Genomic DNA, 15237 nt, shown 5'->3' with positions numbered 1-15237 from the left:
GGCCGCATGAATGCGGAGAGTGACGCGCGGGACGAGGCTGCCGCACCGGCAGCCCCGGCGCCCGCTACGGGGGACGTGACAAGGGACGTGACGCCTGACGTCACGGAGGGTGTGACGAAGGACGACGCCAAGGCGGAACGGGAGCTCGGCTCGCGGGCTCCCGGATTCATCAAGGCGTCCAGGGCGCTCCACCTGAGCTGGCAGGTCGGCGTCTTCGTGGTCGGCCTCGCCGTGGTCGTGGCGGGCATCATCATGCTGCCGCTGCCCGGGCCGGGCTGGCTGGTGATCTTCGGCGGCATGGCGATCTGGGCGACCGAGTTCGTCTGGGCGCAGCTGGTGCTGCGGTGGACCCGCCGGAAGGTCACCGAGGCGGCCCAGAAGGCGCTCGATCCCAAGGTCCGGCGGCGGAACATCATCCTCACCGTGGTCGGGCTGGTGATCATCGCGGTGCTGGTCGGGATCTATGTGTGGAAGTTCGGAATCGCGATGCCCTGGAAGATCCGCGAGTGACCCGGGGGCGGTCGTAGAGCACCGCTGACATGCGGTAATGTTTGCGGTGCGCCCGGGCGATTAGCTCAGTGGGAGAGCGCTTCGTTCACACCGAAGAGGTCACTGGTTCGAAACCAGTATCGCCCACCCGGACAGAGGGCCCGTGAGACACGACAGTCTCACGGGCCCTCTGCGTGTCCCGTGCGTGGCGCCCGGGTCCGATGTCCACAGCTCCGGACCGGGCGAGGCGCTTCGGCCGATGTGAGGGATCCGGTCGATCATCACGGCGGGCCCCGCCGGCCGCCGGGACGATCGCCCCGTTCGGGAAGCAGCGACCGCGTGCGCATCGAGGGCGGGATGGGCTTCCGGGCCGGCGCATTCCTGCGCATTCCTGGGAGACGTTCAACACCGTGGCCCTCGTGGGCAATTCGTCCCGCAGTTTCCACAACGCGGCCGCAATTCCACGCAGGTGCGACGACGGGCGCGTCCCGAGGGCCTGTCGCGTCATCCCCGGTGGATCAGCACGTGGCGTCAGATGTGGTGCATCGCAAGGCGGAGGGACGTCCTCATCCGGGGTGAATCCGGGCGCTCCGGCAATGCGGTGAGCTGCCGCAGCTGTCGTCGTGCGCCCTCCAGGCAGGGCGGGACGGTTATCGGCCCACGCCAATTCCGGGGCCGAGTCCGGAAATCCCCGCACGGAGAAACGTCCCCACCGGCGCCGGCAGGTGGACGCCATGGGGCAGTCGCCCGGCCGGTGACCGGATCCCGGCCCGGAACGTGCGAGGAACGCCCGGGCCGGCCCGCAGACCGGACCCGGGTCAGCGCATCCGCCGCAGTGCGTCCTTCAGCCGCCGCGCATCGCGCAGCCGCTGCTCGTACGTCGCCCCGACCACCAGCAGCAGCGCCCCGGCCAGTGCGGGCGGCAGCCAGCGCGGCAGCACACCGGCCACCTGGACCACGTACGGCGCCAGTTCGTGCAGCGCGTCCAGAGCGAGCACCGCACCACCGAGCAGCAGCAGAGCCTGCAGTCGCAGCCGCGCCCCGGCCAGCGTGAGCACCAGAGCCGCCACGCCCAGCAGCAGCGGCCGCACCCACGACGGGTCGACCCAGGCCGCGAAGAGGCTCGGTACCAGCGTCGCCGCCAGGCCCGCCCCGTACGCCGTCCACGAGGACGCTGCCGGATCGCGGCGCCTTCGCAGCACCCCGATCGCCAGCGCGGGGACCGTCACCGGCAGGGTGTACGCCTCCGGGGCCGACACGTCCGAAGCCGACAGCCGCACCCATGTCGCCAGGACGAACAGAGCCACCGCCACGTACCCGGCCACCGGCCGCCGCTCCGCGCGTACCGCCGTGCCCGCCGCCAGCACACCGCACAGGGCGAGAACCAGGGCGAGGAACCGGCCGTCCGGCACGGCCATCGCCACCGCCACCGCGCCCGCGACGGCGCCGGTCAGCTCGACCGGCAACGCCGAAGGACCGCCCCGCAGCCGCGCCCCGATCAGGACCGTCGCCGCCGGGACGACCAGCATGACCGGCGCGGTCCGGTACGTCGCGAGCTCCAGCGACGCCCCCACCGCACCGGCGAGCACCATGGCGCAGACCACGGCCACACACGCCTGCACCGCCTGCACCACCCGGGTCGCCCGAGCCGCCGACGACCCGGCACGCGTTCCCGCCGCTGCCGCCCCGAACAGCACCAGCAGTGTTCCGAACACCGCATAGGTGGCGGACTCCGCGGCCAGCGACAGCACTGCCACACTCACCGCCCCGGCCGCACCGCAGACCAGCGCGGCCCATGCGACCGGGTCCGCCCCGCGGCGCAGCCCCCGTACCGCCAGGGCGAGCAGCGCCGCGACGAGCACCGACTGCACCGCCACCGCGGCCGCGTACGCGGCGTCCAGCACGACCGGCAGCACCAGCAGCCCCGCCCACCCGAGCACCAGCGCACTCGCACCCACCACGCTCCGCCACGCCTCTCCCGGGGCGGCCACCGGCCCGGCCATCCGCGTGCACCACGCCCACCGGCGGTACGCCGCCCCCGCCAGGACAGCCGGCACCAACAGCACCACGGGCACCGTGGAGAGTTGCGACCACTCCATTCCCGCCATCCCCAGTGCACCGCGAACGCCGCCCTCCGGCGCACCCGCCCACACCGCGGACAGCCGCGACACCGGACCCACCAGCGTCACTCCGACCGCCGGCGCCGCGGCGAGCACCGACCCCGCGACCACCACCAGCGAGGCCCACAGCACTCCCTGCCCGGCCGGCCGCCGCAGCGGAGCCCGTACCGACGCCAACAGCAGCAGACCGCACAGCAGGTACACCGGAACCGTCCAGTCCGCCGGCGCCCCCGCACGCAGCACCCCGCCGGCCCCGGCCACCACGGCAAGCCCTGCGATCAGCCCGCCGGCCACCGCGAACCTCGTGGGCGCCCGCCACGTTCCGAGCAGCGCGACCGCCGCTGCTGTCAGCAGCAGCACCCCGGGTGCCACCGCCGCCACCGGTGTCCCGGCCGTCACCGACTGCACCAGGGCCACCAGGGATCCGGCCAGCCCCGATACGCAACCACCGACGGCCGCGGTCGTCCGCACCCCAACGCCCCTGCCCCACAGGGCGATCACACAGTCGAGCGCCGCCGTCAGCAGGAGTGCCCAGCCGAAGACCGACGCCTGGGCGTCCGCCGACCACGCCCAGAGCACCAGCGTGAACTGCACGCTCACCACCGCTGCCGGGCGCGGCAGTCGCAGCCGGGCGAGCGCCAGGCCGTACACCGCCCACAGCACGGCCAGCGCCGCCGAAGCGGCCGCGGCGAATCCGAGTCCGCCGGCGTCCGGCGCCGCCACCCGGTGCAGCGCATACGCGTCCAGCACCATCAGCACCAGCGCGAGCGCGCCCAGCGCCTCGGCCGTCGACGACAGCCCACGACGCAGCAGCCCGGCGGGTGCCGCCAGCGCGACGACCGTGACCAGGGCGAGCACCGCAGAGCGGCCGCCGATCCCCATGTGCCCCCAGCTGACCAGGGTGAACGCGATCGCCGCGATCGTCAGGAGCAGACCGCCCAGGGTCAGCAGCACATTCTGCGCACTGCGCCGGGCCGCCGGGGCGGCTGTCGGCGACGACGGCGACGACGGCGGCGCGAAAGGAGCCGCGGCCGGCGGTGCGGTCGGAGCGGCGGGCACTGCGGCCTGCGGCTGCAGAACACTCAGCAACCAGGCGCGACGGGTCAGCAGCTGCATCCGGCGGGCGTCCAGCCGGACCAGTTCGCGATCGAGGAGCGCCAATTCCTCGGCGGGCGACGGCACATGTGTCATAAACGGGAGTGTGGCGCGGCCCACACGTGCGGACATGCGCGCGGATACTCAGCTGGGGGACTGAGTACGCGCAGACTGGGACCCATGGACTGGAGCCACTACCGCTTTGTGAGCGTCTGGGACGTGTCCGCCCCGCCCGCTGCCGTGTACGCGGTCCTCGAACGCGCCGAGGACTATCCGCAATGGTGGCCCCAGATCCGCCAGGTCGCCGGCGTCGACGACACCACAGGCACCATGCGGATCCGCTCCCTCCTCCCGTACGACCTCGTCATGACCGTCCGCGCGAGCCGCCGCGACCCCGCGGCCGGGGTGCTCGAGGCGGTCCTCGGCGGCGACCTCGACGGCTGGGCCCGCTGGACCGTCACCGCACACGGCGCCGGCACCCGTGCCACGTACGAGCAGGAGGTCGAGGTGCGCCGGACGGTGATGCGGCTCCTCGCGGTGCCGGGACGTGCGGTGTTCCGGGCGAATCACGCCCTGATGATGCGTGCCGGACGCCGTGGACTGGCGGCCCGTCTTGAAGGAGTTTGAACCACACCCGCCGAGGCCTGTATGGTTCAGTCCGTTCCCGGGCGATTAGCTCAGTGGGAGAGCGCTTCGTTCACACCGAAGAGGTCACTGGTTCGAACCCAGTATCGCCCACCCCGGGAGAGGCCGGTCCGTCAGCACCACCGACGGACCGGCCTCTGCGTGTGCGGGCAGCGTCCATGGAACCGGCCGCCGCACGTCGGGATCGCGCGCGCGACCCGGTCACCGCGGCCCCGGGATCATGCCGCCGCGGGCAGCTCCGGGCGCAGCGGCCAGGCCGGATCCACCGCCTCCGGCGTCCCGCTCTTCGCGAACCACGCCTGCAGACCGCGCGCCTGTGCCGCGTGCCACACCGCCTGCAACGCATGCAGCTCCGCCGGCGACAGCCGCTCCAGGCGGGACGAGAACCGGCGCGCCACCGCCCGCACCAGCTCCAGCGAAGCCGCCGCATCGGCCGCCGCGTCATGGGCGCCGTCCAGCACCACCTCGTACTGCGCGCAGAGGTCGGTCAGGGTGCGCCGGCCCTTGCGGTAACGGTCCAGATGCTTGTCGAGGACGCGCGGATCCAGCACGCACAGCGGAGTGTTCCCCAGATACCCGGCCAGCGACGACGCCCGGTGCCGCTTCAGCTCCCGGTCCAGCAGCGTCAGATCGAAGGGCGCGTTCATCACGACGAGCGGCCGGCCGGCCGCGCACTGCTCGGCCAGCGCCCTGGCTATCTCCTCCACCACCGGTGCGGGCCACCGGCCGTTGCGCTGGAGGTGGTCGTCGGTCAGGCCGTGGATCTCGGTGGCCCCCACGGGCACCGGCACCCCCGGATTCACCAGCCAGCGGGTGACGCGCATACGCCCGCCCGTCGCGTCCTGGATCACCAGAGCGGCCGAAACGATCCGGTCCTGCTCGACGTCCACGCCTGTTGTCTCGGTGTCAAAAGCGGCCAGCGGCCCCTCATACCAGTGCGTCATCCCCGAACTCCTCGTGCCCGACCGGCAGATGGCGTGATTCCCCTGCCCGATTCGGTGATACCCGGGCCCTTTGCCTGATACGCCGTTTGCGGGCCCCTCTGTGCGGTGACAACACAGGTGACGGGCAAGCAAGTTGCCCCGAGGACTCACCGACCCTGAGAACTCGCCAACCGAACGAACCGATCGGCACAGCCCGGAAGGCATACGGAGCCATGGCGCTCGCGCAGCCCGACCCGAGCGGGCTGCTGCCCCAGCGGATCGCACCGCTGCGAGGCACACTCGCCACCACCGCCTGCATGGAGACCCTCCAGGTGGGCTACCTGCACGCGGTCGCGGCCGCGGCGGGGTGCTCCCTGTCGCAGCCCTTTCCCGACAACGGCATCGACTGGCATGTCAGCCACGGCGCCCCCGACCACACCGTCGACGACGAGGTGACCATAAAGGTGCAGCTGAAATGCACCTATCAGATACCCCCGCACCCACCCGGACCGTCGTTCGCCTTCACGCTGGACAACGCCCACCTCGTGAAGCTCGCCCGGACACCCGTGTCGGTGCACAAGATCCTGGTCGTGATGATCGTGCCGCGCAGCCAGGACGACTGGCTGCGGGCCGGCCACGACCGGCTCGACCTGCGGCACTGCTGCTACTGGACCAACCTGGCCGGCCACGCGGTGACGGGCCGGCACAGGACCACTGTGCGGATCCCGACCACGCGCATATTCGACGACCGCGCGCTCTGCGAGATCATGACGCGGGTCGGGGCGGGAGGGAGACCCTGATGCACCGGCCGATGGACGAGCCCGTCGACGCAGTCATGCCGTCGGGCACGCGACCACACCCCAACGAGACCATGGGCCACTGGCCCGCCGTGGTGCCGCCCGCCGGGGACATCCCCGATCCCGCCCGCGTCGACCCCGCGGTCCTCGGGGCCCTGCTGGACCGGCACGGCTGGCGCCGCCGCGGCGGCGCGGCCGGACGGTACAGCCGATGGACCCCACCGGGAAACGCGACACCCTCCGGCGGCACGAGCCTCCTCGTACCCGACACCACGGCCTTCCCCGACAGCGAGGACCTCCTCGCCGAGGCGCTCACCGCGCTCGCCCGCAGTGCGGCGCCCTCGGCCCGTGACGTCCTGGTCTCCCTCGCCGTGCCCAGCGACGAGATCCGCTGGTGGCGCGATGTCCCCGACGGCGTGGCTGGACCCGCGGGAGCCGCCGGAGCCGCCAGCTGGAGCGGCGCCGACCAGCTGCGCGCCGCGGCCCGGCAGATCCTCCTCGCCGGGGCGCTCGCCGTACGGGGGCGCGCCGGCTTCCACGGCGCACGCCACCGCAGAAGGGCCCTCGCCGCTCTGGAAGGCATGCTCGTCGGACCCGCCCCGGGCGGCCGCGACCTCACGGCGTACCTCCCGGTCGCCCCGGGCCGGGCCGTCGCCGTACGGCTCTACCACGCCCTGCACGCCACCCGCGAAGCCATCGACTTCCAGCGCGCCACCGGCGGGATGGAGGCCTTCGACAGCGCCGTCGAGGCCGGTGTCAGCCGGGAGCTGACCCAGGCCGTCATCGCTCTGGTCCGCGGTTCGGAGGGAACAAGGATCGCCCTCGCCTGGGCACCCGCCGCGGGAACCCCCGAAGGCTGCCCCGCCCGCCCCGAACCGGTGGAATTCTCCCCCGGCGACCTTCCGGCCCTGCGGCTGGCGGGGGCCCGCTACATCGAGGACGAACCGGCCGTCACCGTGCGGATCACCGGGGCCGTCGTACGGATGCGCCGCTCGGGACCGCGCGGCGCCGGAATCGTACGGCTGCGGGTCCTGGCGGGCGCCGAGGTCCCGCACGTGAGACTGGAGCTCGACGAGGAGGCGTACCGGATCGCCGGCCACGCCCATCTCGTCGGACTGCCGATCCGGGTGGAGGGGCGGCTGGAGAGCCGGGACGGCTTCCGGCGGCTGACCGGGGCCTCGCAGGTGGTGCCCGTACAGGTCGACGAGGCGGAACGGGACCGGCTGATGAAGTCGCTGCAGGAGAACCTCGACTTCTTCGAGGAGGCCTGCACGGGCGAATAGACGCACAGCACCGGGCGGCCGGGTGGCCGGAGCGAACCCTTTCGCGAAGGGGGCCACCGGCTCGGTACGATTCGTCTTGCGTGCGCAGTGGAATACGGCGCGCACCCCCCTTCAGTCAGGAGAGACCGGTGTCAGACGTCCGTGTGATCATCCAACGCGATTCCGAGCGGGAAGAGCGCGTGGTGACGACGGGCACTACGGCTGCCGAGCTCTTCCCAGGCGAGCGCACCGTCGTCGCCGCCCGGGTGGCCGGTGAGCTGAAGGACCTCGCGTACGTCGTCGCCGACGGCGAGGTCGTCGAGCCCGTCGAGATTTCCTCCGAGGACGGCCTGAACATCCTCCGGCACTCCACCGCGCACGTCATGGCGCAGGCCGTGCAGGAGCTCTTCCCCGAGGCCAAGCTCGGCATCGGCCCGCCGGTCAAGGACGGCTTCTACTACGACTTCGACGTCGAGAAGCCGTTCACGCCCGAGGACCTCAAGGCCATCGAGAAGAAGATGCAGGAGATCCAGAAGCGGGGACAGCGGTTCTCGCGCCGGGTCGTCACCGACGAGGCCGCCCGCGAGGAGCTGGCCGACGAGCCGTACAAGCTGGAGCTCATCGGCATCAAGGGCGCGGCCTCCACGGACGACGGCGCGGACGTCGAGGTGGGCGGCGGCGAGCTGACCATCTACGACAACCTGGACGCCAAGACGGGCGACCTGTGCTGGAAGGACCTCTGCCGTGGTCCGCACCTGCCGACCACCCGGAACATCCCGGCGTTCAAGCTGATGCGGAACGCCGCGGCGTACTGGCGGGGCAGCGAGAAGAACCCGATGCTCCAGCGCATCTACGGCACCGCATGGCCCACCAAGGACGAGCTCAAGGCGCACCTGGAGTTCCTGGAGGAGGCCGCCAAGCGCGACCACCGCAAGCTCGGCAACGAGCTGGACCTCTTCTCCTTCCCCGACGAGATCGGCCCCGGCCTCGCCGTCTTCCACCCCAAGGGCGGCATCATCCGCCGGGCCATGGAGGACTACTCGCGCAAGCGGCACGAGGAGGAGGGCTACGAGTTCGTCTACTCGCCGCACGCCACGAAGGGCAATCTCTTCGAGAAGTCCGGCCACCTGGACTGGTACGCCGAGGGCATGTACCCGCCCATGCAGCTCGACGACGGGGTGGACTACTACCTCAAGCCGATGAACTGCCCGATGCACAACCTGATCTTCGACGCGCGCGGCCGCTCCTACCGTGAACTGCCGCTGCGTCTTTTCGAGTTCGGCACGGTGTACCGGTACGAGAAGTCGGGTGTGGTGCACGGCCTGACCCGCTCGCGCGGCTTCACACAGGACGACGCGCACATCTACTGCACCAAGGAGCAGATGGCGGAGGAGCTCGACAGGACGCTCACCTTCGTCCTGAACCTGCTGCGCGACTACGGTCTGACCGACTTCTACCTGGAACTCTCCACCAAGGACCCGGAGAAGTTCGTCGGCTCGGACGAGGTCTGGGAAGAGGCCACCGAGACGCTGCGCCAGGTCGCCGAGAAGCAGGGCCTGCCGCTGGTTCCGGACCCGGGCGGCGCCGCGTTCTACGGCCCGAAGATCTCGGTCCAGTGCAAGGACGCCATCGGCCGCACCTGGCAGATGTCGACCGTGCAGCTCGACTTCAACCTGCCGGAGCGCTTCGATCTGGAGTACACCGGCCCCGACGGGACCAAGCAGCGCCCGGTCATGATCCACCGTGCCCTGTTCGGCTCCATCGAGCGCTTCTTCGCCGTGCTGCTGGAGCACTACGCGGGCGCGTTCCCGGTGTGGCTGGCCCCGGTCCAGGCGGTGGGCATCCCGATCGGTGACGCGCACATCCCGTATCTCCAGGAGTTCGCTGCGGAGGCCAGGAAGAAGGGCCTGCGGGTCGAGGTGGACGCCTCGTCCGACCGCATGCAGAAGAAGATCCGCAACCAGCAGAAGGCCAAGGTGCCCTTCATGATCATCGCGGGTGATGAGGACATGGCCAACGGTGCCGTCTCCTTCCGCTACCGCGACGGATCGCAGGAGAACGGCATTCCGGTCGCCGACGCCATCGCCAAGATCCAGAAGGCCGTCGAGGACCGCGTCCAGGTCTGACCGGCCGCAAGGCCACAGGGGCCCCCACGGAGCTAGGGTCTTTCGTTTGGATCAGGCTGGATCAGGGAGCGGGGTCGGGTGCGTGCAGCTGCAAGGCGGAGGAAGGAGCCGACGCGGAGCGTCGGGGACTGACGACAACGCGGCAGATGTGCGTGCGCGACCCCGCGAGCCCAGCATGATCCAAACGAAAGACCCTAACCGCTCTGCGGGGGCCCCTGCTCGTCCTCCCGGGTGAACACCTGGACCAGCCACGAGGAGAACGAACCCGTCACCGCCCCCAGCAGCGCCAGGCCGCAGACCATCAGCCCCACCGCGATGGTCCTGCCGCTCGGCGTGACCGGTGTCACATCCCCGTAACCGACCGTGGTCAGCGTCGCGCACGCCCACCACACCGCGTCGCCGAACGTACGGATCGTGGCGCCCGGAGCACCGTGCTCCTGGTGGTACACGGCCAGCGCGGCCGAGAAGCCGAGCAGCGCCGCGGTCATACCGGCGTAGGCGATCACCCGGGCGTGCAGGCTCAGCCTCGGCTGCGCCCTGCGCCGCTGGATCGCCGTGTAGACCTCGATCAGGCGCAACGGCCGCAACAGGGGGAGCATCAGCACCACCGTGTCCAGCCAGTGGGTGCGGAGGAACCGCAGACCCTGGCCGCTGAGCCGGATCCGTACGGCGAAATCCACCGCGAAGAGCAGCCAGGTGAACCAGACCAGGGCCAGGGCGAGGTCGCGCCAGGTCTGGGCGTCGTGGGGGGCGAGGACCCGGCCCGCGTACCCCAGGAGAAAGACGAGCGACGCGGCGAAGAGCGGTCCTTCGGTGCGCTGCTCCCAGCGCCTGAACCGGAGGGGGGTGGAGGCACTGGGCCGGTCGCTCATCGCCTCAGCATCGCCGTCCGCCGGCCGGTGCCGCCCCGGCGACACGCTCCGCGGGAGTGAAGCAATATGCTGATCGGCATGACGACTGAGCCGGAGCAGCAGATCGGAGTGGGGACGCCCGACGCGTTCCAGCGCCTGTGGACACCTCACCGGATGGCGTACATCCAGGGTGAGAACAAGCCGACCGGCCCGGAGGCCGGCGACGGTTGTCCGTTCTGTGCGATCCCGGCCAAGTCGGACGAGGACGGACTGATCGTGGCCCGCGGCGAGAAGGTCTATGCCGTGCTGAATCTGTATCCGTACAACGGCGGGCACCTCATGGTGGTGCCGTACCGGCACGTCGCGGACTACACGGAGCTGGACGGTCCGGAGACGCTCGAGCTGGCCGATTTCACCAAGCGGGCGATGTCGGCGCTGCGGGCGGCCTCGGGGGCGCACGGCTTCAACATCGGGATGAACCAGGGGACGGTGGCGGGTGCGGGCATCGCTGCCCATCTGCATCAGCACCTGGTGCCGCGCTGGGGCGGCGACACGAACTTCATGCCGGTGGTCGGCCACACGAAGGTGCTGCCGCAGCTGCTCGCGGACACCCGGAAGATGCTGGCCGACGCATGGCCCGCGGTCTGAGCCGAGTCGTACGCGTGTGGGGCGTCCGGGACCTGTCCGGGACGCCCCACACACGCATCCGGTGCATCTTCATGCGTCGTACATGTCGGCCTTCTTCGGTGTGGGGTCCTGCACGAACCCGCTGAGAATCGTGGAGCGGGTGTCGAAACGCTCCGTGTCGACGCCGTGCTCGTCGAGGACGCGCAGCGCGGCGCTGTGCACGGCCCGCAGTACGGGGGTGGCGGCGCGTATGGCGTCGTCCGCCATGAAGCGGTGGCGCCACGGCTTCTCGGCCCAGGCGTGGCGCAGGCCGAACGGCTCCGGGAGAGTGATCTTGCCGCCCAGGTAGTCGAGCAGGGGCGGATACCAGGTGAAGGGCGCGCGCAGGGCCAGGCGGACGACCTCCTTGGGCTCCACCAGCGGGAGCGTGACCTTGCGGGTCTCCCAGAACCTGACGGTCTTGTTGACCGTCTTCTCCTTGGCTTTCGGCTTGCTCGTGAAGAGCGAGTGGACGGGGCCCAGGGCGTGCCCGGTGACCTCGATCCGCAGCGTTTCGTGGAGCACCGTGACAGTGATCATCATGGTGATCACCAGCTGACCGTCCCAGAGGGTGAACTGGACGCCCAGGTAGTGCCGGTCACCGCTGCCGAACTGCTGGTGGTTGCAGATCCGCTGTATCTCGTGCGGCTTGATCTGGAAGGTGGCGACGTCCTCGCCGTCAGGGCGGGCGACCTCGTCGGCGTTCTCACCGACGGGCGAGACGATCCAGTGCGTGACCGACGGCGTGGGGAAGCCGCCGGTGTGCAGCGGGCCGCGTTCCAGCATCTTGAGCTGATCGTGGATGACGCGTATCAGGTCCCAGCTGCGGAACTGGTGGAATTCCTTGCCGGGCTCCTTGGAGACGAGTTCCTCGGCGAGCTGCCAGCTGCCCCAGCGGGTGCCCATGCCGAGGATGCCCTTGGGCCCCGCGTAGAACACGGAGTTGGACTGCTGCTCGGCCGCCAGCTTCTCCAGGCCCTGGCGGAGCGCCTCGCGGGCGGTCTCGTTCGGGTTCTTCGGCACCGCCTCGGGGATCTTGGCGATGACGCCGCCGCCCGAGAGCAGCCCCTCCCAGCGGGCGCGCATGTCCTTGGCGGAGGTCTCGGCGATCCGCTTGGCGATCAGCCAGCCGATCACGGGGGCGACGATCATCGCGCGCAGGTACAGCGCGAGGAGACCGGTGACGGGCAGCTTGACCAGGAAGACCAGAGCCACGATGCCGATGAGCGGGAGCAGCGCGGTACCGAGGGCGCCGAGAGCCTTGTCCTTCGTGTTGTTCAGGCCGTCGCGCAGCCGGAAGGCGAGAACCCACAGCAGCAGTCCGGGCAGGAAGACGAAGCCGAAGAGCGCGGTCACCAGGGTGAGTTTGGTGTCCCGGGCCTTACGGAGCCGGGTTGCGGACAGGCAATGCTCGACGACGGTCTGCGGGTCGGTGCCGAAGGACTGGATGAGGGCCTTGCGGGCGCCGCCCAGCATGCGCTCCTGGACGGCGCGGGAGAACGCCTCGCCGAGGTTGGGGGTGAAGTACCTGCTCTTGAACAGCTTGGAGCGGCCTTCCTGGATCTTGGAAATGTGCCACTCGCTGTTGGCCTTGAGTATGTCTTCCACCGGGCTGTCGCGGTATGCGGCGGAGGCGAGGGCGTTCGTCGCCACCGCCTGTCCGGCCGCCCCCTGGAGCGGGATCTGCGCTCCGGGGGAGAAATCGAATCCGTCGTTGGCCACTGTCGCCCCCACTCGCCGCCAAGGATCTGCTCCTGCGGCTGTTTTCCCAACTGCCGTGCCCGGCACACCTTCTGAGCTGGGACCACAGCGTATCGTCCGGATCGTGACCCCGCCCGCCCCTGTGGACAGGAGCGGGCGGCGCCACCGGCTACGCGCCGATCGAGGTGCTCTCCTGTTCGTCACGCATGCGGTCCGCGAGCTGTGGGGGCATCGGTTCGTGCCGGGCGTACGACCGGTCGAAGCGGCCGGTGCCGTGCGACAGCGAGCGCAGGTCGACCGCGTACCGGCCGATCTCCAGCTCGGGCACCTCGGCCCGTACGAGCGTGCGTCCCGGCCCCGACTGCTCGGTGCCGATCACGCGCCCGCGCCGCCCCGACAGATCGCTCATCACCGGTCCCACATAGCCGTCGGGGACCAGCACCTGGACCTCGCAGACGGGTTCGAGGAGCTGGATGCGGGTGTCGGAGGCCGCTTCCCGCAGGGCCAGTGCGCCCGCCGCCTGGAACGCGGCGTCGGACGAGTCCACGGAGTGCGCCTTCCCGTCCCGGAGGGTGATCCGTACGTCGACGAGCGGATGGCCGGCCGCCACTCCGCGGGCGGCCTGGGCGCGTATGCCCTTCTCCACGGACGGGATGAACTGGCGCGGCACCGCACCGCCGACCACCTTGTCGACGAACTCGATGCCCGAACCCGGGGACAGCGGCTCCACGTCGATCTCGCAGATGGCGTACTGGCCGTGTCCGCCGGACTGTTTGACGTGCCGGCCTCGGCCGGCCGACGGGCCGGCGAACGTCTCGCGCAGGGGCACCCGGTGCGGTACCGCGTCGACCTGCACCCCGTACCGGGTGCGCAACCGGTCCAGCGCCACGTCCTGATGGGCTTCGCCGAGGCACCACAGAACGACCTGGTGGGTGTCCTGGTTCTGTTCGAGGCGCATGGTCGGGTCCTCGGCGACGAGCCGTGCGAGCCCCTGGGAGAGCTTGTCCTCGTCCGCCTTGCTGTGCGCCTCGATGGCGAGGGGCAGCAGCGGGTCGGGCATGGTCCAGGGCTCCATCAGCAGCGGATCCTCCGGGGCCGAGAGGGTGTCGCCGGTCTCGGCGCTGCCCAGTTTGGCGACGCAGGCCAGGTCCCCGGCGATGCACCTGGTCAACGCGCGCTGCTGTTTGCCGAACGGGGCGGAGAGCGCGCCGACGCGTACCTCCGCGTCATGGAAGGGGCGGGGCTCGTGACCGGGGTCGGTCAGGCCGTGTCCGAGGACGTGGACGGTCTCGTCGGGACGCAGGGTGCCGGAGAAGACGCGGACGAGCGAGACACGTCCGACGTACGGGTCGGAGGCGGTCTTGACCACCTCGGCGACCAGCGGTCCCTCCGGGTCGCAGACCGGGGCGGGGAGCATAGCCCCCTGCGGGGTCGTGACGTCGGGCATCGGGCGTTCCAGTGGAGTCGGGAAGCCGCCGGTGATCAGGTCCAGCAGCTCCACGGTGCCGATGCCCTGGCGTGCTCCGTCGGCGGCGGGCGCCGCGGCGAGCACGGGGTGGAACGAGCCGCGGGCGACGGCGCGCTCCAGATCGTCGATGAGGGTCTTGACGTCGATGTCCTCGCCGCCGAGGTAGCGGTCCATCAGCGTCTCGTCCTCGCTCTCGGCGATGATCCCCTCGATCAGCCGGTTGCGGGCGTCCTGGAGCGGGGTGTGCTGGTCCTCGGCGGGCGGGTTCTCCTTCCGCTCGCCGGAGGAGTAGTCGAAGATCCGCTGCGAGAGGAGTCCGGTGAGCCCGGTCAGCGGGGCGTGCCCGTCCGGGCCCTCGGGGCCGAGCACCGGGAGATAGAGCGGCAGGACGGCGTCGGGGTCGTCGCCGCCGAAGATCTCGGCGCAGACCCGGGTCATCCCGTCGAAGGAGGTGCGTGCGGTGTCGAGGTGCGTGACGACGATCGCGCGCGGCATGCCGACGGCGGCGCACTCCTCCCACACGGCGCGGGTGGTGCCCGCCACCGAGTCGGCCTCCTGGGCCGCCGAGACAACGAAGAGGGCCGCGTCCGCTGCTCGCAGACCGGCCCTGAGTTCCCCGACGAAATCGGCGTATCCGGGGGTGTCCAGCACATTGATCTTGCAGCCACCCCATTCGACAGGAACGAGGGAGAGCTGTACGGAGCGTTGCTGGCGGTGCTCGATCTCGTCGTAGTCGGAGACCGTGGCGCCGTCCTCGACCCGGCCGGCCCGGTTGACCGCTCCGGCGGTCTGCGCGAGGGCCTCGACGAGGGTGGTCTTGCCTGATCCGCTGTGGCCGACCAGCACCACATTCCGTATGGCGGAGGGCCGGTCGGCCGTTGCTGCTCTGCCGGCGGCCCCGGTGTGTGCGTGAGCCTTGTCGCCCATGATGTGCCTCCCGGTGGTGTGCGCCGGGCGGGGAGCTTGCCCGGCGCGTGGAGGGGGGAGAGATGGAAGGGCACGGGCACGAGGAGCCGCCGCGGCGGCTTCGGCGACGCCCGCGGTAATTCGAGCTTTCCACTCACGTCGGGTTGCGTCCATACGTCGTACGCCGA

General features: G+C 71.0%; 11 protein-coding genes and 2 tRNA genes. 8 read left to right on the top strand and 5 right to left on the bottom strand.

Going from position 1 to position 15237, the window contains the following annotated elements:
* The first annotated feature begins 6 nt into the window (after window positions 1-6).
* Both LRD69_RS03930 and LRD69_RS03925 read left to right on the top strand, forming a co-directional pair.
* Window positions 7-510 carry a TIGR02611 family protein gene (locus LRD69_RS03930; RefSeq protein ID WP_277325146.1) on the top strand — a complete coding sequence of 168 codons (504 nt, stop codon included), beginning with the start codon at window positions 7-9 and terminating at the stop codon, window positions 508-510.
* 54 nt (window positions 511-564) lie between these two features.
* A tRNA-Val gene (locus tag LRD69_RS03925) sits at window positions 565-636 on the top strand.
* 671 nt (window positions 637-1307) lie between these two features.
* On the opposite strand, the gene LRD69_RS03920 is transcribed toward LRD69_RS03925, so the two are convergent.
* Window positions 1308-3800 carry a hypothetical protein gene (locus tag LRD69_RS03920; protein ID WP_277325145.1) on the bottom strand — a complete coding sequence of 831 codons (2493 nt, stop codon included), beginning with the start codon at window positions 3798-3800 and terminating at the stop codon, window positions 1308-1310.
* Between the two features lie 84 nt (window positions 3801-3884).
* Between LRD69_RS03920 and LRD69_RS03915 the strand changes: the two genes are divergently transcribed.
* Both LRD69_RS03915 and LRD69_RS03910 read left to right on the top strand, forming a co-directional pair.
* A complete protein-coding gene (locus tag LRD69_RS03915; RefSeq protein ID WP_277325144.1) occupies window positions 3885-4331 on the top strand; it encodes an SRPBCC family protein in 447 nt (148 codons plus the stop codon).
* A 39-nt stretch (window positions 4332-4370) separates the two neighbouring features.
* Window positions 4371-4442 (top strand) — tRNA-Val (locus tag LRD69_RS03910).
* Between the two features lie 125 nt (window positions 4443-4567).
* Here the strand turns inward: LRD69_RS03910 and LRD69_RS03905 are convergent.
* Entirely contained in the window at window positions 4568-5293 is a 726-nt protein-coding gene (locus tag LRD69_RS03905) for a 3'-5' exonuclease (protein WP_277325143.1), read from the bottom strand.
* A 212-nt stretch (window positions 5294-5505) separates the two neighbouring features.
* Here LRD69_RS03905 and LRD69_RS03900 point away from each other — a divergent pair, with 212 nt between their 5' ends.
* The 3 genes from LRD69_RS03900 (at window position 5506) to thrS (ending at window position 9457) form a co-directional block, all read left to right on the top strand.
* A complete protein-coding gene (locus LRD69_RS03900) occupies window positions 5506-6072 on the top strand; it encodes a DUF4365 domain-containing protein (RefSeq protein ID WP_277325142.1) in 567 nt (188 codons plus the stop codon).
* Entirely contained in the window at window positions 6072-7352 is a 1281-nt protein-coding gene (locus LRD69_RS03895; protein WP_277325141.1) for a hypothetical protein, read from the top strand. Before LRD69_RS03900 ends, LRD69_RS03895 begins: the two co-directional genes overlap by 1 nt.
* A gap of 128 nt (window positions 7353-7480) precedes the next feature.
* Complete coding sequence (thrS, locus tag LRD69_RS03890; protein ID WP_277325140.1) at window positions 7481-9457, top strand: threonine--tRNA ligase; 1977 nt, start codon at window positions 7481-7483, stop codon at window positions 9455-9457.
* Between the two features lie 194 nt (window positions 9458-9651).
* On the opposite strand, the gene LRD69_RS03885 is transcribed toward thrS, so the two are convergent.
* The gene (locus LRD69_RS03885) at window positions 9652-10329 is read right to left on the bottom strand and encodes a potassium channel family protein (RefSeq protein ID WP_277325139.1); all 678 of its coding nucleotides are present in this window, start codon (window positions 10327-10329) and stop codon (window positions 9652-9654) included.
* A 66-nt stretch (window positions 10330-10395) separates the two neighbouring features.
* Between LRD69_RS03885 and LRD69_RS03880 the strand changes: the two genes are divergently transcribed.
* A complete protein-coding gene (locus tag LRD69_RS03880; protein WP_277325138.1) occupies window positions 10396-10956 on the top strand; it encodes an HIT domain-containing protein in 561 nt (186 codons plus the stop codon).
* Between the two features lie 69 nt (window positions 10957-11025).
* Here LRD69_RS03880 and LRD69_RS03875 read toward each other — a convergent pair whose 3' ends face one another.
* Window positions 11026-12696: a hypothetical protein gene (locus LRD69_RS03875; protein ID WP_277325137.1), complete on the bottom strand. Its 1671-nt coding sequence runs from the start codon at window positions 12694-12696 to the stop codon at window positions 11026-11028.
* 148 nt (window positions 12697-12844) lie between these two features.
* Entirely contained in the window at window positions 12845-15070 is a 2226-nt protein-coding gene (locus LRD69_RS03870) for an elongation factor G-like protein EF-G2 (RefSeq protein WP_277325136.1), read from the bottom strand.
* Window positions 15071-15237: the final 167 nt, after the last annotated feature.

The sequence above is a fragment of the Streptomyces sp. JH14 genome (assembly GCF_029428675.1).
In the GTDB taxonomy this organism is placed as follows: domain Bacteria; phylum Actinomycetota; class Actinomycetes; order Streptomycetales; family Streptomycetaceae; genus Streptomyces.
Note: the sequence above shows the minus strand (reverse complement) of the source record. Positions and strands in the feature narration are given on the sequence as shown.